The sequence below is a fragment of the Pseudoalteromonas piscicida genome (assembly GCF_002208135.1).
In the GTDB taxonomy this organism is placed as follows: Bacteria; Pseudomonadota; Gammaproteobacteria; order Enterobacterales; family Alteromonadaceae; genus Pseudoalteromonas; species Pseudoalteromonas piscicida_A.
In genome coordinates, this window is record NZ_CP021646.1 from 1,014,476 (window position 1) to 1,035,752 (window position 21,277).

Below are 21,277 nucleotides of genomic sequence, written 5' to 3' on the forward strand. Positions count from 1 at the left end.
AAAGCGGCGAACAAGCCGTTCATCGCCTCAATAGACCTTTCATACTATCTCTAGTTGAGTTTCCAAGACGACTGTTTACACTGAAACTAGGGTAATTGAATTTTGGTTGAGATATGCATATTTCGCTAAAGCAACATGGCTTCACTCTGTTGGAAGTGCTTATTGCTTTTATGATTTTAAGCTTTGGGCTGCTTGGTGCTGTGGCACTACAAGCAAAAGCTAAACAAGCAAGTTTTGACTCTATGCAGCGAGCCGCAGCGGTTGAGCTTGCCAGTGACATCATACACAGAATAAGAGCAAACGATGCGGCAAATATAACCACACTCTACGACGTAGACTTTACGAGTACCGAAAACGTTCAGGCAAACACTACGTGTTATACACAGCGCTGTAATGCAGCAACGCTTGCGAAGACAGATATTGCTAATTGGCGTCAAGCTATAAGGGCAAGGGAAAATACTGGCTCATTGGATAACGCGGTTGTGTGTATTAACCCCACCTCAGTTGCCGGTAATACATCAGGGGTAAATGTGCAGGTCATTGTCACTTGGCGAGGTCGTCAAGCCATGACAGCCCTTGCGGATAATCCCGCGGGAGGTTGTGGCACGGTTGATAATAGACGCAGAGCAGTAGTCATGGACACATTTGTCTTAATTAGGAGTGCGCCATGAAAAGGATGCTAGGGTTTACTTTATTAGAAATAATGATCGCCATGTTCATTGGTGTGATGTTATTGGCAGGTGTTATAGCAACCTACATAGGCATGAAAGCGACGACCAACGACACCATGAGTATTGGAGAGTTACAGGAAAAAGGACGTTTAGCGCTTTCTATTATGAGGCGGGATATCGAACAAGTTGGCTTTTGGGGGACTTTTTACGATCAAGGTTTCACGAATGATAATCAAGCCGCTCCAGCTAACCCTGGAAGTGACTGCTCTGGCGGGATAAACAATGGTAGTTTTCCGAACAATCAGCCCGCTAATTTCAGGCCTATTTGGGCAACATTCACAACAAATGCAACGGCAATGGGGTGCATAACCAAAGCTCGACCACAGTCAGAAGTTTTACAGGTGAAGTTTTTGGAAGGGAGCCCCGTAGTGGTAACGGGCCTTGTGCCAGATGCAGGAGCGATCCAATCAACTAGATATTATTTTATTGCGCAGCAAGAGCAAGCTGAATTTATCGCGGGGGCAATGTCGGGAATATGCCAAGCGTTAACGCGACACTTTGGCCATATAGTCACCATGTATATTACGTAAGTGAAGAACAACAAGTGATTAATAATCGCACGATTACTATCCCAGTTCTAAGAAGGCAAAGGTTGCATGTGAACGGGGGTATGAAGGATGAATTAGTGATTGAAGGCGTTGAGCAAATTCGGTTTGTTTTTGGTTTAGATACTAACTTTGACGGTCGAGTTGATAGATATAGAAATACAACAAATATGTCTGACTCTGACTGGGGAAACACACGGGGGATCTTATCACTACAATTGTTTGTACTGGTAAGGGTTTTAGAACCGGATGTTGACTTCGGGGTGCAGAAGCGAAGTTACGTATTGGGTAATGACCCCGGTAAAAGGACGTTGACTTATAACGATGCCTTTAGACGTACCGTATTTTCAACCACAATATCAATGTACAACATGGGGGGCTCAGCATGGGAAATGTAAAGCAGCGGGGGGTAGTACTGATCATGGCCATGGTCATGGTAGTCGCAATAATGGCTGTTGCAGTGACGTTGATGAGCACTAGTACATTGGATATAAAAATGACCCATGCCGTCATGGAACGAGAAGAAGCGGAAAACTTACTATTTGGTGAAATGCAAAGATTAATTCAGCAAGAGCAGCCACGTCCTGACAATATTTTTTTGCGTTCAAGGCAGCAGTTAGCTGACGAAGGCACAACGGTGCGAACGCCTAATGGTTTACAAGCCACTGTAACTAACCTCAATAATGGAGAGTTAGAGCTGTTTTGTCCTCGTCAATATGACTATACAGAGGGGTTTGTATGCAACATGACGGAAGTTGAAGCCACTGTGACATATGGTGATAGGGGACGTCATAACGTCACCATCGTGATGGGAATTGGTCAGGAAATTGTGAGCGTTTCGAATTAACAGCCTTTTTCGAGTAACTGATATGAATAAGTTAATATACACAATAGTTGCATTAATGGCGCTATTACAAGTGGCTCAAGCAGAAGATATTGAGCTTTATGTAAAACATAATGTATCTACTCGCGAGCAACCTCGGGTACTTATGCTGTTCGATACATCAGGCAGTATGGCGTGGGACTCTCAAAATGGTAAGGTGTGCTATGAGCGTTACTCGTATCGCGTTTGGAATGGTTGGTACTATGAAAGGCGCTATGGCTATCGAACGGCGGAGTGTTTTAACGGCAGCAATTGTTATCAAAAAAATTATTATGGTAATACAGTTCAAGGCTGTGCGGATAGCCGCTTAAAAGTAGCACAAAATGCGATGCGCAGTTTAGTTAATGATAATGACGATATTAGATTTGGCCTGTCGCGGCTATACTCATCAAGTGGCGGTTATATTTTAAATGGGATTGGCAGTAGTCGCAGTGATATTGTCGATAAAATCAACGCATTGCCAGCAAATGGCTCTACACCGCTGTCAGAAACTCTCTGGGAGTTATATAACTATCTTAAAGGTGGCGATGTATATTGGGGAACCAATGGCGGAAATGACCGGGATAAAGGGGTTGAGCGTAGCGGCGACTATATTTCCGCTTTTACGCCGATACGCGGCGAAGAAGAGCGATGTGATACTTCCATAAACTTAATTTTGATGACAGACGGTGATCCTACCAGCGACACTGACTCCAACACGAGTATTGTTAATGAGTATTACTCGGTTTATAGGGCGTATCCTAACTATTTCGACATCAATGAAGGCTCTGGTGTTACCAGAAACTATTTACCAGCCTTGGCTAAAACAATGCGTGGCACGTCTCAAGTCAAAGTTGACTTATATCCTTCTACACCAGATGAGGAGGACTTTGCACGAGTCTTTACGATTGGTTTTGGCAACGGTATGTCTAGTACAGGTAAAGCGTTGCTTGCGGAGACAGCAAAGGAAGGAGGGGGCCAATACCTGCATGCCAATACTGCAAATGAACTCTCGGATGTGCTCAAAACCACGATTACCAATATCAGAAATGTAAGTGCAAGTTTTAGTTCACCAACGGTGTCTGCCAATGCTGAAGATCAAACCCAAACAGGGGATGCGCTTTACTACACTCAGTTTAAACCAGAAACACATACTCGTTGGCGTGGCAACCTGAAAAAGCTCAAGTTTGTGGGTACAGAAATAGTAGGTCAGGAGCGAACCAAAGCGATAGATAACAAGGGGGCTATTGATAGCAATATCACAACGTATTGGTCGCAAGCACAATCAAAGGATGGCAACAACATAGAAAAAGGAGGAGTTAACTATGCCCTTGAAAATCAAGTTGCCAGAAAAGTACTCTCTGATTTTGGTGGCAGTGATTTAGTTGACTTCACTTATAATAACGCCGAAAGTGCCTATGGTAATCTAACCAAACTTGCCGCAGCAATGGAACTAAGTGGTGCAAGTAAAAGTGAGATACAAAGTATTTTTAATTGGGCGATAGGCCAAGACGTCGATGACGATGATGGTGATGGTCTAAGAGCTGAAAGAAGACCAGACATATTCGCCGATCCCCTACATTCAAAGCCTGCAACGGTCGACTATGGCAATGGCGATATTCGCGTGCTCATTGGCACCAACGCGGGGATGCTTCACATGTTTAAAGACCAAGGGAATAGCGTGAGTGAAAGCTGGGCATTTATCCCTGGTTCTTTATTACCTATTCTGAATCCAGTCAAAACACGTAAAGCAGAAACTAAACTGTATGGCCTAGATGGTCCTATTACAGTGTACTTCCATGATGTGAATAAAAATCGCAAAGTAGAGGCGGGTGATAAGGTTTGGGCTTTCGTGGGGATGCGTCGCGGCGGCAATAAATACTATGGTTTTGATATTACCAATCCGGACTCGCCTAAACTATTGTGGGGAGGGCCTATTTCTGGTGATTCAAAGAAGTTTAAGAATTTAGGACAAACCTGGTCCAAACCGGTGGTGACGTTCATTGAAAAGCAAAAGGATAGACCGGTATTGGTTTTTGCAGCAGGGTATAATACCAATAAAGACAATGTTTCGCGTAGCGATGATAATGATAAAGGTGTAGGGGTTTACATGGTTGATATCATGTCAAACAACGCTGATATTGTTTGGTCGCTTACTGGAGATGCGTTCAAAGGTAAGCACAGTATTGTTGCGGAACCAACGTTAACGGACTCAGATTACGATGGCTATATTGACAGGATTTATTTAGCGGATACCGCAGGGAGTATCTGGAGAATTGATATACCCGGTCCAAATCCATCTGATAGTAAAGAGCCTTGGACTCATTTCGAGTTGGCGCGCTTGGGTAGTAGCTTTGCAGATGAAGATAGACGTTTCTTTTATCGTCCTAACGTTGCTCGTACCTTCTACAGTAAAGTAACAGAGACTAGATATAACGGAAGTTTGATTAAAGAGCGCAGAGATACGCCCTTTGATGCCATTGTTATTGGGAGTGGAAATCGCTCTAAGCCGACAGACTCAAGTGTTACCGACTATCTTTTTATGATTAGGGACATACACACGAAGACTCAGTCCTTTGTAAATGATATTCCAGAGCCGATATTAATTTCTGATTTAATGGAAATGAAAAATGACCCATTTGGAAATGCTGTGGATGATATCGACGACTTTATTGAACTAGAAGTCGATCTCGCCAAGTTTAACGGGTGGAAGTATCAGTTATCAGGAGGTGAAAAATCGCTCTCTGGTGCTACTGTCATTGGCGGAGTCGCTTACTTTACTTCATTTACACCAGCAGATCAGACTACCCAGCAATGTACATTAACGGGTGGTAAAGGGCAGCTTTACATGTTCCATTTACATTATGGCACAGGGAAAACTTACGTGACCTCACAAGACTTACCAGATACGCCGACTCTAGTTGTGCGTAAAGACGGAGAAGGTAAAAGAGTTCCTTATATAGCAGGTCCTGGGATCATAGCTGAAGACAGCAATCCATTTGTACCGCCAGGAATACCTGGAGAACCTGTGCCAGTTGTAGGAGATAATGGTAAGGTTGTCATCTTTAAAAATAAGACTTCGGGTATCAGAACAAAACAACTTTACATTTATAAGAGGGAAGATAGCGATGAGAAAAAATAGTACCCTACACAAAATGATATCAGGCTTTACCCTGATTGAAGTAATGATAGTGGTGGTGATCATCGGTATTCTCTCTGCGATTGCGTACCCTAATTACACAGAATATGTAAGAAGAGGAGCAAGAGCAGACGCCATGACTTTGTTACTTGATGCTGCGAATAAGCAAGAGCAGTTTTTTGTTGATAATAGAGCTTACAGCGATAATCTAGCGGCAATCGGTGTAGCGACGGCAACGGAAAACGGTTACTTCAATGTAACCCTTGAAAACGTCACTGCAGATACCTTTAGAATCGTTGCAACTGCCGTTGCAGGACCGGTTCGAGGAGATGAACAGTGTCCTGCTTTAACCATCGATGAACTCGGAATTCGAGGTGTCGCTGGGACAACGAATCAAGATGATATAGACAGGTGTTGGGAGCGTTAATTTTCTCGGGGGAGTAGTTGACTCCCCTTTGTATTAACACTACTTAACCTGAGGTTTGGATAAGAAGTGAGCTAAGTCATTGTTTTTTAATCACCTTAAACTATCTTCTTATCTAGCCAGAGAGTTTTGGGGATAACTCCGCTCTCGCGTCCTGCTACCGCCCTTTTACCTACATCCTGTAGACAAGGCGAATTTACGCACCAATAGCTGGCTATTGGAAGTGAATTCAACGCAGTTAGCGCTAAAACTGGCTGCTAGAAAGGCATTAATTATCCGAAGCTCAGGTTACTTACTTTTGGCACTCATCAGTATCTTTTAAAGTGCTTCTCCCTGTGTAGCTAACTGACAACGATAGTCCCACGGTAGAACTTGCGCTACAGTAGACAAAAGTACCGTTATAGAGTCCCGCGAGATGACCAAAGCGGCGAAATATAATGCCGTTTCGTGGGTAGGTGAGCGTGTCACCTGAGTCTACTGAGTCCACAACAGCTAATTTATAATCATCGCCTGAAAACTCACCTTGGGGGTGGTAGTCGATAAAAACCGTTAACTGAGTGTGCCATTCCTTGTCGTCGCAGCGATTATTTCTCAGTGGGCATAAAGTAACGGTTGCACTGCTTGCAACGGCTTGAATGCGAGCAAAATTAATGGCCCGTCGTAATGCTTCCAATTTTATTTTTGGTTTATCAAACTCAAATAAAGCCGTAAGACTGGGAAGGGAAAATAAACTGACGATAGTGATAATCGCCAAACACACTAAAGATTCCATTAGGGAAAAACCCATATGACGATGCATATCCTTTGCCTCGTATTATATTTTCTTTAAGCCTAGTCGTTTATATATTAAAGGCAAGATTGGAACTTTGAGATATTTTGCGCATCAGTACTTTTGTGGCTATCCACAGGTATCTGTTGTATTTCCTCGATATAAGGCTGTGCCTGCGGTTGAAATACTCAACTGCTGATTGTTGTCGTCACTGCCAGGACAATAGGTAAAATTGCCGGCGTTTGAACCACTTAAAAGTCCACTTGAATCAAACCTTAGGCGATTGTCACCAGAAAATACCATAGTGTCGTTATCGTCTACGACCTCCATAGTTCTATGGATAGTATCACCATTACTAAATGTGCCATTTTTATCACTATCAACAAACACGCTAATTCTGTTTGTTGCCCAATTATCTTGGCAAGTAAATGGACTCCTAGCTTGAATATTGGCAGGGGGAGCTGGGCAGAGAATGACAATTTCGTCTGCGGCGGTTGCTTTTACACGAGCAAAAGCGATATTGCGCTGTAATTCTTGTAAGAAGGACTCTGCTCGGTTGCGTTGCAGCAGGTTGCCATCAAAGCTAAATGAAATGGCCAATACGATAGCCAATATAGCGATGGTTATCATCAGTTCTAGTAGATTGAATCCTGCTGATTGTTTCATTACCGCCTCACAACCAAAAAGTAATAATTTATGATTAATATTATTGCGTGAAATCACTTCAACTTTCAATGTCTTTGTTTGCCTTGGGCAAGCGGATTGTCTAAAATCGACGCTATACCAAAGGAATCGAGATAGTCATGAAGAAAATAGAAGCAATAATTAAACCGTTTAAACTTGATGATGTCCGAGAAGCGCTTTCGGATGTGGGGATCACAGGTATGACGGTATGTGAAGTAAAAGGTTTTGGTCGTCAGAAAGGTCATACTGAGTTATATCGCGGTGCTGAATATATGGTAGATTTCTTGCCTAAAGTAAAGCTTGATATTGTTACCGCAGATGAAGACGTTGACAGAGCGATTGAAGTTATCCTAAAAACCGCGCAAACGGGCAAAATTGGTGACGGTAAAATCTTTGTGACCGATGTTGAGCGCGTGGTTCGGATCCGTACAGGTGAAGAGGACGAAGAAGCGATTTAATACGCCGTTCAGTCAAATGCTTACCTTTTAAGGCTGCTTACCTTCTATATATGGGCAGCCTAATTCCTGCCTTATTACAACAATAATCAAATAAAACACGTTAATGGCTGCTGTCTATGTACAGAAAATAAGTATTTTTTTACTACTGTAGAATGCTTGAAGGCGAGTGCTGGTGAGAGAGGCGTCACGACATCGGTGATATCGTGACTTAGCACTTTATTTATTTGTTACGTGCGTTGACCGATTTGGCTTTTTTCACGTTATCCGCAAGATCTGGCAGGCCGAGTTTGCGGTAGCTTTTTTCCATAATGTCAAAAGCTTGAGTTAGATAACTACTTTGAGAATAGTGTTCCACTACATACTTGCCACGGTTTGCTGCGGCAAGATATGCTTCACGCTCGAAGTAATATTCAGCGACTCTCAGCTCGTAACGAGCCATTTTGTTTAGTAACCAAACTAAACGTTTTTTCGCTTCTGGTGCATAAGGGCTGTTTGGATAGTTTTTAACTAACGTGGTTAAATCCTGAAAAGCAACACGGGTACGATTGGCATCGCGGTCGGCTCTGTCTACACCGAAATATTCTTGGAATGCGTTTTCGTCAGCTTTTATGCTTACCAGACCTCGCATGTAGTACATATAGTCTAGGTCTTTATGATTTGGATTTAAGCGAATAAAACGATCAATAGTGGCGAGTGCTTGGTCAGTGTTACCTGTTTGATAATATGCATAAACTAAGTCCATTTGAACTTGTCTTGCATAAGGGCCAAACGGGTAACGAGCATTAATAGCCCCTAATAATTCAATAGCACGGGCATATAAACCAGAATCTAATGTTTGTTTAGCATCTTCATAAAGCGCTTGGGCGGATTTGTTTGGTACGCGTTCAATATCTTCTTGTTCTGGTGCGGATGAACAGGCTGCCAAACCTAAAACAGACGCGGCTAACGCCAGCCTAAAGGCGTGTGTCCTTAAGTTTTTAATCATTTTATTTTACTACCTTTGTTTTCTTCGGCTAGGCCAACTCGGCAAAACCGAGTAAACTATGCATTAATACGATTCTAACCCAGTCGAGCACGGCTTGCACTGGTAAATTAGGTAAAGTTTCAGATGTCAGAGCAAATTTCCCTCCAAGCGGAGGTTCCAGTCGAACTCGGTGGTAAACGTCTAGACCAAATATTGGCGCAATTGTTCCCAGATTTTTCTCGTTCAAGAATAAAAACTTGGATCCTTGAAGATAAAGTCACCGTAGATGGTGAAGTATTCAACACCCCTCGTGAAAAACTACTTGGTGGCGAAAGTGTCGCTATCGAGACGGTTATCGAAGCACAGCGTGAATACGAAGCGCAAGATATAGAGCTAGACATTGTTTACGAAGATGACGACATTCTAGTGATAAACAAGCCGATGGGGCTGGTAGTTCACCCTGGTGCCGGTAATCCAGATGGCACTGTGTTAAATGCGCTGCTGCATCACCATCCAGAAATCATTAACGTACCTCGTGCTGGTATCGTACATCGTCTCGATAAAGACACGACCGGTCTAATGGTCGTTGCAAAAACCATCCAAGCACAAACGCACTTGGTGAAGAATTTACAAGCGCGTGAAAACTTCACACGTGAATACGAGGCAATTTGTAATGGCACGATGACGGCAGGTGGCATGATTGAAAAGCCAATCGGTCGTCACGCAACCAAGCGTACACATATGGCGGTGCATGAGATGGGTAAACCAGCAATTACTCATTACCGTGTTGCGGAAAAATTTAGGGCACACACACGCTTGCGCCTGCGATTAGAAACCGGTAGAACGCACCAAATTCGTGTACATATGGCGTATTTGAATCACCCACTAATTGGCGATCAGCTCTATGGCGGCCGTCCTCGTCCACCAAGAAATGCGACTCAAGGATTAACCGAGCAACTAAGAGAGTTTAAACGTCAGGCATTGCATGCTATAAAACTGAGTATCGCTCACCCTATTACTGGCGAGAAGATGACATGGGAAGCGCCTGTGCCTGAAGATATGATTAAACTGGTGGCAGCGCTCAGAGAAGATACCAAAGAAAACCCGGATTTAACGTTATAAGATGCAACTTGCTCAGTGGCCATTAACCCAATTCGTTGGGACATTATCAACAACGCGTAAGGGCGGTGTTTCAGCACCGCCGTATGATAGCTTGAATTTAGCCTTTCATGTTGGTGATGGAGCCGAACAGGTAGCCGAAAACCGTCGAATTTTACACGGTTATGTGGCCAACCCGATTGTATGGCTTGAGCAAGTTCATGGCGCAGAAGTGGTGGTGGTCGACGAGCAGTTTGAAATCGCGCAGGTCCATCAAGCCGATGCCTTATACACTCGCCTGCGTCAAACACCACTGGCTATTATGACGGCAGACTGCTTACCCATTCTGCTTGCATCAAAAGATGGTGAAGAGGTGGCCGCTATCCATGGTGGTTGGAAGCCTCTTGCTGCTGGAATTATCTCGCAAACACTGGCTAAGTTTACCTGTGCACCTGAAGAGATCTGTGTATGGTTTGGCCCAGCGATTGGGCCTAGTGCATTCGAGGTGGGCGAAGACGTAGTACAGGCTTTTGAGGCGCAACGAAATACGGCATTTGTTGCCAAAAAAGACGGTAAATATCTTGCGGATATTTTCGAGCTTGCACAGTCGTTACTACGTGAGCAAGGTGTAAAAGATTTTTACGGCGATAAACACTGTACAGTAACTATGTCCGAGCAGTATTTTTCTTATCGTAGAGACAAAACAACGGGCCGTATGGCAACTTTGATTTGGCGCAAATAATCAGGGTAAATTATTACTTTTACGCTTGATCTTCGTTCAGTTAATACCCATAAATAAGGTAATTCGATATTTTATATGGGTAAATAAATCATGCGTTTAGATAGATTTACAAGCAAATTCCAAGCTGCACTTTCCGATGCGCAGTCATTAGCGCTTGGGCGCGATCACCAATTTATTGAACCTGTTCATTTAATGTATGCTTTGCTCCAGCAAAGCGGCTCGAGTGTGCGCGCATTATTAGCACAAGCAGGTGTGAGCGCCGACGAGCTTAATACGAAATTGTCACAAGCCATTGAAAAACTATTTAAAGTAGAAGGTGTAGGTGGTGATGTACAGCTTTCAAATAACCTTATCTCCCTGATCAATCTGTGTGATAAATATGCACAAAAGCGTAAAGACAAATATATCTCCAGCGAGTTATTTGTTTTTGCTGCGTGCGAAGATAAAGGCCCATTAGGCGAGATTTTCAAAGCGCTTAACATCACTCAGCCAAAGATCGAGCAAGCCATTAAGGCGATTCGAGGGGGTCAAAAAGTGGATGACCCTAATGCCGAAGACACTCGCCAAGCACTTGAGAAATTTACTATCGATCTCACTGAGCGTGCCGAGCAAGGCAAGCTTGATCCGGTTATAGGCCGTGACGACGAAATTCGCCGCACTATTCAAGTGCTACAGCGCCGTACTAAAAACAACCCTGTACTTATCGGTGAACCGGGCGTTGGTAAAACCGCCATCGTTGAGGGGCTCGCGCAGCGTATTATCAACGGTGAAGTTCCAGAAGGCTTGAAAAGTAAGCGCGTACTATCGCTAGATATGGGAGCATTGGTGGCGGGAGCCAAATACCGTGGTGAATTTGAAGAGCGCCTAAAGTCGGTATTAAACGAGCTGGCTAAAGAAGAAGGCCAAGTTATTCTCTTTATTGATGAAATCCATACTATGGTGGGAGCCGGTAAAACCGACGGTGCAATGGATGCGGGCAACATGCTAAAACCCGCACTTGCTCGTGGTGAGCTTCACTGTGTGGGGGCGACCACGCTTGATGAGTATCGTCAGTATATTGAAAAGGACGCAGCACTCGAGCGTCGTTTCCAAAAAGTATTTGTTGCAGAGCCAACCGTAGAGGATACCATCGCGATTCTACGTGGCTTAAAAGAGCGTTACGAGTTGCACCACTCGGTGGATATTACCGATCCTGCGATTGTTGCCGCGGCTAATTTATCACATCGTTATATTTCAGACAGGCAGCTTCCTGATAAAGCTATCGATTTGATAGACGAAGCAGGGTCTTCAATTCGACTGCAAATTGACTCAAAGCCGGAGCAATTAGACAGACTAGAGCGCCGCATTATCCAACTAAAACTGGAAGATAACGCGCTGGCAAAAGAGAAAGATGAAGCGAGTCAAAAGCGTCGCACTGAGATGCAAACGCTCATCAGTGAATTAGAAGCTGAGTACCGAGAGCTAGATGAAGTGTGGAATGCCGAAAAAGCCTCACTACAAGGCACACAAGTGATTAAGGCTGAGCTTGAGCAAGCGCGTTTAGATCTAGAAGTCGCGCGTAGAGCAAGTGACTTGCAACGTATGTCCGAACTGCAATACGGTCGGATCCCTGAGCTTGAGCGAAAACTAGACCTTGCTTCTCAGGCTGAAATGCAGGAAATGAGTCTTTTAAAGAATCAGGTTGGTGAAGATGAAATTGCAGAAATTTTGTCTCGCTGGACTGGGATCCCGGTCGCAAAAATGCTTCAAGGTGAGCGTGAAAAGTTACTGCAAATGGAAGACGAACTCCATAAAAAAGTGATTGGTCAAGACGAAGCCGTTAATGCGGTTGCCAACGCTATACGTCGCTCGCGAGCCGGGCTTGCAGACCCAAACCGCCCAATTGGTTCGTTCTTGTTCCTAGGTCCAACAGGGGTTGGTAAAACGGAGCTGACCAAAGCGTTAGCCAACTTTATGTTTGATACGGAAGACGCCATGGTGCGGATTGATATGTCCGAATTTATGGAAAAACACTCAGTTGCGCGCTTGGTTGGCGCACCTCCTGGCTATGTTGGCTACGAAGAAGGCGGCTATTTGACAGAAGCGGTAAGGCGTCGTCCCTATTCTGTGATTTTGCTTGATGAAGTGGAAAAAGCGCATCCAGATGTATTTAACATCTTATTGCAGGTCTTGGACGATGGTCGCTTGACCGACGGTCAAGGTCGTACAGTCGATTTTAAAAATGCGGTGATCATCATGACCTCGAACTTAGGGTCGGATGTTATTCAAGAGCAAGCAGGAAGTAACGACTACGCGACACTCAAAGAGCGTGTTATGGGCGTATTGGCTAATCAGTTTAGACCTGAATTTATTAACCGTATTGATGAAACCGTGGTGTTCCACCCGCTTATCAATGAACATATTAAAGAAATAGCGAGTATCCAGTTAGACAGATTGAGTAAACGTTTAACTGAAAGAGGGTTTGCGCTCGAGCTCAGTGATGCCGCGCTTGATAAAATCGCTGCAAGCGGGTTTGATCCTGTATATGGTGCGCGTCCTTTAAAACGGGCAGTACAACAATACATTGAAAACCCGCTGGCGCAGGACTTATTACAAGGTAAGTTTGTGACTGGCGATACCATTAAAGTAGAGGTGGTTGACGACAAAATCGTGTTCAATCACTAATATAGCTAAACGCGCTTACAGCCATGCTGTAAGCGCGTTTTTCCTTCCCTTACCGTAAACTTCTTCAAACTCCTTACCCTTTCGCGTATTCTACAAAGATAACAAACTGCCTTCTAAGAAAGCTGCTTATGATAAACAAGTCAACCACTTACGGTATTTACGAATTTGGTGATAGCAATCAACTGTGTAGCACAACCGTTTCCTTACCAGCGCTTACTTCAGGCCAAGTGCGCATAAAAGTAAACAGTACCAGTATTAATCCTATTGAAGTGAAAACCAGACAAGGCCTTGGTTATGTTGCAGCGCAAAAAAGCGCAGATGCCTTTTTGCCGCTCGGATACGATCTGTATGGTGAGGTGGTTGAGGTTTATGGCCCAGATAGCCAATTTAAAGTAGGCGACCTTGTCATCGGTATGATTGGATTTGCGAGTAACCCTGGTACCTATAGTGATTATGTAGTGGCGCTTGCATCAGAGCTCATCAAGGTTTCTTTGCAAGAAAATCCAGATATTGCAGGTCTTAGTCTTGCGGGTCTTACGGCAAAACAAGCGTTAGATAAATTCTCTAATCGTAATCGTCCACTATATGTATTGGCACCAACTGGCGGCGTGGGGCATTTTGCAATTCAATTGGCACAGCTCCAAGGGCGAAAAGTCATCGCTGTCTCGACCCGGCCTGAGCACGAATTGTTGTCGAAGCTTAAGGTAACGGCAATTAGTTATAACGAATTTTATCAGCACCAAGTTGAGTGCGATTTACTGGACTTAATTGGTGGCGATATTGCATTACAGTGTGTCAACTCGATGAAGTCGAATTCGCACCTAGTGACTATTCCCAGCGTCACCAAAGAAATGGTCTGTGAGCGAGCCACGACAAGGGGTGTAAAGGCTGAAGGTATGCTGGTTGCGAGTAATTTAGACGATCTTAAATATTTGTATCAGGCGTATCAAGCTGGCAAAATCAGCATAAATGTAAGTCATTACTTTGCTATGGCGGATATTGCGCTGGCTCATCACTGTATGGAAAGTGGTAAGCATGTTGGTAAAGTTATTATTAAGGCCTAAGTGTACTAAAAGTAGCCATATTTAAATTGATTACTCGGTTTAAATCACTCATTTAATGAATACACTTGGTATAATTTGGTTTCGACCCCATAAACTTGAAATTGGCCTGTAGGTTCGAGGAAGAATTTTTGAAACAATTAGACTTAAACACTAAGCTGGACTTATTGTCTGACGGCGCGCATCGCGGCGTTTTCAAAGGTATCAAAAGAGGTATCGAACGTGAGGCATTGCGGATCCAAGGGTCGGGAAAAATAGCGAAAACACCGCATCCAGAAAAGACGGGCCACGCACTGACCAATGGTCATATCACCACTGATTTTTCTGAGTCGCTACTCGAATTTATCACTCCGGTGAGTGAAGACCCACAAGAGACATTAGCGCAACTTTCTGATCTACAGAAGTTTACTTTGGCTAACATGGGTGATGAGTTACTCTGGCCTTTGTCGATGCCGTGCTTTATTGAGGACGAAGAAGATATTGTCCTAGCACAGTTTGGCACTTCTAATATCGGCAAAATGAAAACGCTATATCGTGAGGGGCTGAAAAACCGTTATGGCAGCATGATGCAGGCCATTGCTGGGGTGCACTTCAATATTTCGTTTCCAGAGACCGTATGGCAAAGTCTGCAAGTGATGTCTGAAGACGATAAGCCTCAACAATCATTTATCTCCCAGCAGTATTTAGGCCTTATTCGTAATTTCAAGCGTGAAATGTGGCTGATCAGCTACCTGTTTGGCGCATCTCCTGCGCTTTGTCCGTCATTTTTGCAAGGCAAAAAGAGCGACTTGCCATTTAGTAAGCTAGAAAATGGCTCCATCTACCTTGAATATGGCACGGCACTGAGACTTGGCGATTTAGGATATACCAATAGCGCACAAAGCTCGCTTAAGGTGATGTATAACGATCTGGATGAGTATATCGCAGGATTGCGACAAGCTATTCGTTGCCGCTCTGACTTATACCACGAAATTCCAGACTATCGAGCGACAGAGCCAAAACAACTGAATCGCAACATTTTACAAATTGAAAATGAGTTTTACTCGCCAATTAGACCAAAACGCAATGCCAAGTCTGGAGAAACGCCGACTCAGGCACTTGAACGTGGTGGTATCGAGTATATCGAGATCCGTGCGCTGGATGTTAACCCATTTGAGCATACTGGTGTGAGCCTTGAACAGATCCACTTCCTAGACGTATTCCTAACCTATTGTTTGTTAAAACCAAGTCCTGAACTTTCGTTTGAAGCGCAAAAGCTAGCTGGTAAGAATTTACATCAGGTGGTTAATCAAGGTCGCTGCACCGCACTTGAACTGAGTAAAGCGGGTGAGCCTGTGAGTTTGAAACAGTGGGGCACGGAGATTTTTACAGACTTACTTAAAGTCGCAAAAATGTTAGATGCGAGTACTGAAAAATCAGTCTACGTGGCAACAGTGGAAAAATTAATGCTGTCAATTGAAACGCCTGCACTTACTTTTTCTGGGCAGTTGCTATCCCAACTGAAGCGTCGTACCTTAGAACAAGGCTCAATGGGTATTGAACTTGCGAACAAATATAAGCAACTTCATCAAGATATCAGATACGGCTATTACGATGAAGATACGCTTAAGTCATTTGCACATCAGTCTTTCGAAGATGAGGCAGAGGTTAGGGCAGCTGATACGCTAGACTTTACCGCATTCCTTGACGATTATTTTTCAAGGGCATAATGTATAAGGCATAAAAAAGCGCAGCCATAAGGCTGCGCAAATAAATTTCAGGGATGAAACAATGCTAAACTGCTGCATTCATAAGTTCAGACCAATGCAAATTTTAAAAGTTCATTAGGTTTCGAAAAAAATGCAAAAAAAATTAATTTTAATTGGCCTCGTCGCTGTTTTATCCGGATGTGCTACTGCACCACCTAAACAACCTCATGATATTTGCAAGGTTTTTGAGGAAAAAGAAGATTGGTATTATGACGCTCGTGACGCTCAAGAAAAATGGGGCTCACCAAAGCATGTACTGATGAGCATGATGTACCAAGAAAGTTCTTTTCGTCATGATGCTGCTCCTCCTATGGAATATTTCCTGTGGTTTATTCCTGTTGGCAGAGTGAGCTCTGCTTATGGCTACTCTCAAGCCAAAACTCCGACTTGGTCTGATTATATTCGTGAAACTGGAAACTCAGGTGCAGATCGCGATGACTTTGAAGACGCCATCGATTTTATGGCTTGGTTTGTATACAAAACTCACAAGGTAAACGGCGTGTCTAAATGGGACGCTTACGCACAATACCTCAATTATCATGAAGGCTGGGGCGGTTATCGTCGTGGTACTTATAAAAATAAGAAATGGTTAATGCAAGTCGCAAACAAGGTAAAGCATCGTGCTGCGCGCTATGCCGTTCAACTTAAACGCTGTGAAGATGATTTAGATAAGAACTGGTTCGAGAGAATTTTTTCTTGAGAAAATTGCGGTGTTACTTTCAACACCGCAATAGAGTTTACTTGCTTAAGAGCTGGAAGAAATTTTCACCATCTTGATCATGTTTTCTTTAATCTCAATGACTTCCATCTTATAACCAGAAATTGTTAAGCCAAGAGGCGCATCTGGAATATCTTCAAGGTGCTCTACAATCAGACCGCTGAGGGTTTTAGGACCTTCGGTCGGTAAGTCCCAGCTCATTTCTTTATTTAAGTCACGCACGTTTACACTGCCGTCAACCATAACTGAGCCATCACGCTGCATGTTTACGTCTTCGCTCGGCGCACGCGTCTGCGTAGTCGTAAAGTCACCAACGACTTCTTCAAGAATATCTTCGAGCGTAACCAGACCTTGAATGTCACCATACTCATCAACAACTAGACCAATACGCTCTTTAGCTTCTTGGAATTTGATCAGCTGTGTGTTGAGCGAGGTATTTTCTGGTACATAGTAAATCTCTCTCACCGCACGCAGTAGTGACGGCTTATCAAACTGCTCTTTTGTCAGTAGGCGTAGCGCATCACGAGCGTGAATAAAGCCAACCGCGTCATCTATTTGGTCACGGTAAAGTAATACTCGGGTGTGCTGTGCATTGGTGAGCTGGCGAGCAATATCTTTCCACTCGTCATTGATATCTATTGCATTGATTTCACTGCGTGGGATCATTATGTCTTCCACGGTCACGTGATCTAAGTCTAAGATAGAAGTGAGCATATTTTGGTGGTTTGACGGCAACATAGCGCTTGACTCATTTACCACGGTTTTTAATTCTTCTTTACTTAGGCTGTGCTCTTCAATCTCTTGTGGTGTGATCCCGACTAAACGCAACATACCATTGGTGATCCAGTTGGTTGCCACAACCAAAGGAAACAATACCTTCAACAATACTTTTAGGATAACAGAGCTTGGGAACGCGACTTTCTCAGGGTACAAAGCCGCGAGGGTCTTAGGTGTGACTTCAGCGAATATAAGGACTACGAGTGTGAGGCCAAAAGTAGCAACTGCGATACCCATATCGCCATATAGGCGTAATCCAATGATAGTAGCAACTTGCGCAGCAGCAATATTGACGAGGTTATTTCCGATCAGGATCAGACCAATCAGTCTGTCAGGACGGTTAAGGAGGTTACTTACACGCTTCGCACCACGGTGATTCTCTTTTTCAAGATGGCGTAGACGAATACGGTTGATTGACATGATACCGGTTTCTGAACTAGAAAAATAAGCCGACATCAAAATGAGCACACCGAGTATGATAAACAAGGCGCTGGTCGATATGTCTTCCAACAGTGGATCCCTTTTTTACTTACGAAAGAGTATTAAGCGTTAGTGAGTTACGATAGTCAAGTTAAAGTTTAAAACCTGCCTAAAATCACTTCTTGTATAAAGCGACTGCCAAAGTAACCTAAAGTCACGATGCCAGAAGCCGCTATGATTGAAATCACTACAGACTTACCGCGCCAGCCGAACTGCTTATGTCCGAATGCGACGACGACATAAATAAGCCATGCAACGATAGATAAAATGGTTTTGTGAATAGTCTCTTTGGCGAACATACCGTCTAAAAAGTAAAAACCGGATGCTAAAGCAAGAGTTAATAAACCAGTACCGACAAATAACAACTGATAAAGTTGTCTTTCCACTTGCATAAGTGGCGGTAGGTGGCTGGTCATAATCGCCAAATCTCGTTGTTTTAAGCGCTTATCAATAAACATAAATTGAATGGCGTAGAGCGTGGCGATGATAAGTACGCAGTAAGCCAATAAAGAAAGCGAAATATGTAAAACGAGACCAACATCTATGTTTATGGTATGCATAATAATGTGGTGTGGAATAAATAGGCTTGCTAATAACAAAATAGCGGCAAAGCCATACACCACAGGCAGTAATAGTGTTGCAGGGAAGCGTAAAGATACGGTCGTTACAGAAACTACGATAACCCAACAGGTTAACAAGGCAACGTTGACGGTACTGAGATCTTGTCCTTGATGCGTAAACACTGAATTCACCAACACTAGCATATGAGTCAAAATGGCGACGGTGCTTAATATTAAGGTTTTCTTCTGATCTGGACCTTGTTTGTCAAATAAGCGCGATAAAACATGGCTGGTGGCCATGATGTAAAAGAGACAGGCGATTAATGACAAGCTAACAATCAACATAAAAATAAGTGCCTAATTTTTGCTTTCCTTTTTTAGCTATTGTATTTAAAGCCTCTGCGCTTGCATAGGGTTTTATTTCAATCCGTTAACTTATTCTTATTTTCGTTCAACGAAAGCGTAAAAAGCAGAACAATCTGCTTGAATACTGTATTAGTAGCTCGCATATCAGTATAATGCCCGACAATCTCGAGATTTTGGAACCGATACATGTTTGAAAACCTCCAAGAGCGTTTAGGAAAAACGCTTAAAAACATCAGTGGCCGTGGCCGACTAACTGAAGACAATATTAAAGAAACACTCCGTGAAGTACGCATGGCATTGCTTGAGGCTGACGTTGCCTTGCCGGTTGTGCGCGACTTTGTAAAACAAGTAAAAGAACGCGCGGTTGGTGTAGAAGTCACAAAGAGTCTGAGCCCTGGCCAGGTTTTCATCAAGATTGTTCGTGAAGAACTTGAAAAGTCGATGGGTGAGGCCAACGAAGAGCTAAACCTAAACGCGCAGCCGCCAGCTGTGGTCATGATGGCAGGTCTTCAAGGTGCGGGTAAAACCACCAGTGTTGGTAAGCTGGCTAAATTCCTTAAAGAGCGCAAAAAGAAATCTGTGTTGGTGGTGAGTGCTGATGTTTATCGTCCAGCGGCTATCAAACAGCTTGAAACGCTAGCTGCAGAAGTTGACGTTGAATTCTTCCCTAGTGATATTTCACAAAAGCCGGTAGACATCGCAACGGGTGCAATTTCTCACGCGAAGAAAAAGTTCATTGATGTGGTTCTTGTGGATACCGCAGGTCGTCTGCACGTAGATGCAGACATGATGGATGAAATCAAAGATTTACACGCGGCGATTAATCCAATTGAAACCTTATTTGTCGTTGACTCAATGACAGGTCAGGATGCTGCAAATACAGCAAAAGCGTTTGATGAAGCGCTGCCACTTAGCGGTGTTATCTTAACTAAGACGGACGGTGATGCACGTGGTGGTGCGGCGTTGTCTATTCGTCATATTACTGGTAAACCCATTAAGTTTATCGGTGTGGGTGAAAGAACGGATGCCTTAGAGCCATTCCACCCAGACCGTGTTGCATCTCGAATTCTAGGTATGGGCGACGTACTGTCGCTTATTGAAGAAGTCGAAATGAAAGTCGATAAAGACAAAGCCCAAAAAGTGGCTGAGAAAGTCTTTAAAGGCGACGGTTTTACACTGGAAGATTTTGCTGAGCAGCTGCGCCAGATGAAAAACATGGGCGGTATGATGTCGATGATGGAAAAGCTGCCTGGTATGTCGAACTTGCCAGATGCAGTAAAAGGTCAAGTAAACGATAAGACCTTTAACCAAATGGAAGCCATCATAAGCTCAATGACGCCTAAAGAGCGTGCTCGCCCTGATATCATCAAAGGCTCGCGTAAAAAGCGTATCGCTGCGGGTTCTGGTACGCAAGTACAAGACATTAATAAGTTGCTGAAGCAATTTACCCAAATGCAAAAAATGATGAAGAAGATGAAAGGCAAAGGCGGCATGATGAAAATGATGCGCGGCATGAAAGGCATGATGCCACCGGGTATGTTTGGTGGCGGCGGACCTAAGTTCTAACATGATTTTATAGTATAAAAGGCAAGCAATATAGCTTGCCTTTTTGGTCGTAGGATGGCGCATGTAGTTCTTTAATTGCGTTGACTTGGCGTAGTGTTAGACACTTACCGGCTGTGCCGTTTTCGCATACGAGCGTTTGCGGGTCAAAGTCCCATCGCCTTGGGTTGCTTATTAACCCATCAATTAATCCATCCTAATGGTCGCAAGTATGCATAACGGCCTGCGAAATGAAGTCTGTAGCTTGCATCGATTAGCGCGTTATCTTTTTCATCCAAAATGGCTTTTGCATTATCCATACAGTTGATTAGGTTGACTTAGGTGTAATGAGTCGTCGGTCCTCTGGCAATGACGCCATCAAAGTCATTAGGGTAACGCTTCGCGGCCATTATCCCAGCATGGCCTCCCTTCGAACAACCCGATATAAAAGAGTACGTAAGTTGTTTACTATAAAAGCGTTCAATAACCGCTTTCGCTGCAACAGCAACCACATGGTTTGCTCGATAGGCGAAGCCCTCTCTTAACGGCACATTGTTTTTAGCCCACAAACTATCGAATCCAGCTGCGGTATGGCCGCCATCATGAGACATAGTCGCGTTGTTGCGTATAACTCCAGCCATCGTTGGGTAGCTTGATACTTCGCCACAAAAGCCCATACAGGCATTGAACAAGAAACGTTGGTTCCAAACTTGATCCATTGGCAATCTAATCTGAAAACGTATCGCCGGTGCGGCATATCCTTAAACCAAACAATGTTCAGGTAAAGAATTTGTCCCTTTTGGTATAGATGCACCTAATAGGCGACTATACTTATATGTCCAAAGTTTGGTGTCAGCATCTAGGGTTTGGCTTGGTACATATTCGGCATTGGTTGTACTCGTTGCAGCGTTACCTTGCTCTAACAGCGAGTAGTCATCAAAGTGT

General features: G+C 43.8%; 18 protein-coding genes and 1 pseudogene. 13 read left to right on the forward strand and 6 right to left on the reverse strand.

Annotated elements, in window-relative coordinates:
- Positions 1 to 113: 113 nt before the first annotated feature.
- The 5 genes and pseudogenes from pilV (at position 114) to B1L02_RS04845 (ending at position 5,704) form a co-directional block, all read left to right on the forward strand.
- Positions 114 to 671 (forward strand): type IV pilus modification protein PilV, encoded by a 558-nt coding sequence (gene pilV / locus B1L02_RS04825; protein WP_088530138.1) that lies wholly within the window; start codon positions 114 to 116, stop codon positions 669 to 671.
- Positions 668 to 1,674: pseudogene (locus B1L02_RS04830) on the forward strand (PilW family protein). The gene pilV and the pseudogene B1L02_RS04830 overlap by 4 nt, the downstream one beginning before the upstream one ends.
- Positions 1,662 to 2,123, forward strand: coding sequence for a pilus assembly protein PilX (locus B1L02_RS04835; RefSeq protein ID WP_088530139.1), 462 nt, complete (start codon positions 1,662 to 1,664; stop codon positions 2,121 to 2,123). Before B1L02_RS04830 ends, B1L02_RS04835 begins: the two are co-directional and overlap by 13 nt.
- 22 nt (positions 2,124 to 2,145) lie before the next feature.
- Complete coding sequence (locus tag B1L02_RS04840; protein WP_088530140.1) at positions 2,146 to 5,280, forward strand: pilus assembly protein; 3,135 nt, start codon at positions 2,146 to 2,148, stop codon at positions 5,278 to 5,280.
- Positions 5,267 to 5,704: a type IV pilin protein gene (locus tag B1L02_RS04845; RefSeq protein ID WP_088530141.1), complete on the forward strand. Its 438-nt coding sequence runs from the start codon at positions 5,267 to 5,269 to the stop codon at positions 5,702 to 5,704. Before B1L02_RS04840 ends, B1L02_RS04845 begins: the two co-directional genes overlap by 14 nt.
- Positions 5,705 to 5,993: 289 nt before the next feature.
- Here the strand turns inward: B1L02_RS04845 and B1L02_RS04850 are convergent, their stop codons facing one another.
- Complete coding sequence (locus tag B1L02_RS04850; RefSeq protein ID WP_223191919.1) at positions 5,994 to 6,500, reverse strand: GspH/FimT family pseudopilin; 507 nt, start codon at positions 6,498 to 6,500, stop codon at positions 5,994 to 5,996.
- Positions 6,501 to 6,599: 99 nt separating this feature from the next.
- On the reverse strand, positions 6,600 to 7,136 hold the full coding sequence (locus B1L02_RS04855) for a GspH/FimT family pseudopilin (protein ID WP_223191918.1): 537 nt from the start codon (positions 7,134 to 7,136) through the stop codon (positions 6,600 to 6,602).
- A gap of 137 nt (positions 7,137 to 7,273) precedes the next feature.
- Between B1L02_RS04855 and glnB the strand changes: the two genes are divergently transcribed.
- Positions 7,274 to 7,612: a nitrogen regulatory protein P-II gene (gene glnB, locus B1L02_RS04860; protein WP_010371023.1), complete on the forward strand. Its 339-nt coding sequence runs from the start codon at positions 7,274 to 7,276 to the stop codon at positions 7,610 to 7,612.
- A gap of 220 nt (positions 7,613 to 7,832) precedes the next feature.
- Here the strand turns inward: glnB and B1L02_RS04865 are convergent, their stop codons facing one another.
- Entirely contained in the window at positions 7,833 to 8,597 is a 765-nt protein-coding gene (locus tag B1L02_RS04865) for an outer membrane protein assembly factor BamD (protein ID WP_010371025.1), read from the reverse strand.
- 123 nt (positions 8,598 to 8,720) lie between these two features.
- Here B1L02_RS04865 and rluD point away from each other — a divergent pair, with 123 nt between their 5' ends.
- The 6 genes from rluD to B1L02_RS04895 all read left to right on the forward strand — a co-directional run bounded on the left by rluD (position 8,721) and on the right by B1L02_RS04895 (position 16,589).
- On the forward strand, positions 8,721 to 9,698 hold the full coding sequence (gene rluD / locus B1L02_RS04870) for a 23S rRNA pseudouridine(1911/1915/1917) synthase RluD (RefSeq protein ID WP_088530144.1): 978 nt from the start codon (positions 8,721 to 8,723) through the stop codon (positions 9,696 to 9,698).
- A gap of 1 nt (position 9,699) precedes the next feature.
- The gene (pgeF, locus tag B1L02_RS04875; protein ID WP_088530145.1) at positions 9,700 to 10,416 is read left to right on the forward strand and encodes a peptidoglycan editing factor PgeF; all 717 of its coding nucleotides are present in this window, start codon (positions 9,700 to 9,702) and stop codon (positions 10,414 to 10,416) included.
- A 90-nt stretch (positions 10,417 to 10,506) separates the two neighbouring features.
- Positions 10,507 to 13,080 (forward strand): ATP-dependent chaperone ClpB, encoded by a 2,574-nt coding sequence (clpB, locus tag B1L02_RS04880; protein ID WP_088530146.1) that lies wholly within the window; start codon positions 10,507 to 10,509, stop codon positions 13,078 to 13,080.
- A gap of 128 nt (positions 13,081 to 13,208) precedes the next feature.
- Positions 13,209 to 14,144 (forward strand): NADP-dependent oxidoreductase, encoded by a 936-nt coding sequence (locus tag B1L02_RS04885; protein WP_088530147.1) that lies wholly within the window; start codon positions 13,209 to 13,211, stop codon positions 14,142 to 14,144.
- A 128-nt stretch (positions 14,145 to 14,272) separates the two neighbouring features.
- Positions 14,273 to 15,850 carry a glutamate--cysteine ligase gene (gshA, locus tag B1L02_RS04890; RefSeq protein WP_088530148.1) on the forward strand — a complete coding sequence of 526 codons (1,578 nt, stop codon included), beginning with the start codon at positions 14,273 to 14,275 and terminating at the stop codon, positions 15,848 to 15,850.
- A 130-nt stretch (positions 15,851 to 15,980) separates the two neighbouring features.
- Positions 15,981 to 16,589 carry a transglycosylase SLT domain-containing protein gene (locus B1L02_RS04895; RefSeq protein WP_088530149.1) on the forward strand — a complete coding sequence of 203 codons (609 nt, stop codon included), beginning with the start codon at positions 15,981 to 15,983 and terminating at the stop codon, positions 16,587 to 16,589.
- A 45-nt stretch (positions 16,590 to 16,634) separates the two neighbouring features.
- Here the strand turns inward: B1L02_RS04895 and B1L02_RS04900 are convergent, their stop codons facing one another.
- Positions 16,635 to 17,894, reverse strand: a complete 1,260-nt coding sequence (locus B1L02_RS04900) for an HlyC/CorC family transporter (RefSeq protein WP_017216168.1) — start codon at positions 17,892 to 17,894, stop codon at positions 16,635 to 16,637.
- A gap of 68 nt (positions 17,895 to 17,962) precedes the next feature.
- A complete protein-coding gene (locus B1L02_RS04905; RefSeq protein WP_088530150.1) occupies positions 17,963 to 18,769 on the reverse strand; it encodes a cytochrome C assembly family protein in 807 nt (268 codons plus the stop codon).
- 207 nt (positions 18,770 to 18,976) lie between these two features.
- On the opposite strand from B1L02_RS04905, the gene ffh reads away from it, so the two are divergent.
- Complete coding sequence (gene ffh / locus B1L02_RS04910; protein WP_088530151.1) at positions 18,977 to 20,356, forward strand: signal recognition particle protein; 1,380 nt, start codon at positions 18,977 to 18,979, stop codon at positions 20,354 to 20,356.
- Between the two features lie 314 nt (positions 20,357 to 20,670).
- Here ffh and B1L02_RS24265 read toward each other — a convergent pair whose 3' ends face one another.
- Positions 20,671 to 21,051: a tannase/feruloyl esterase family alpha/beta hydrolase gene (locus B1L02_RS24265; protein WP_232003137.1), complete on the reverse strand. Its 381-nt coding sequence runs from the start codon at positions 21,049 to 21,051 to the stop codon at positions 20,671 to 20,673.
- Between the last annotated feature and the right edge of the window lie 226 nt (positions 21,052 to 21,277).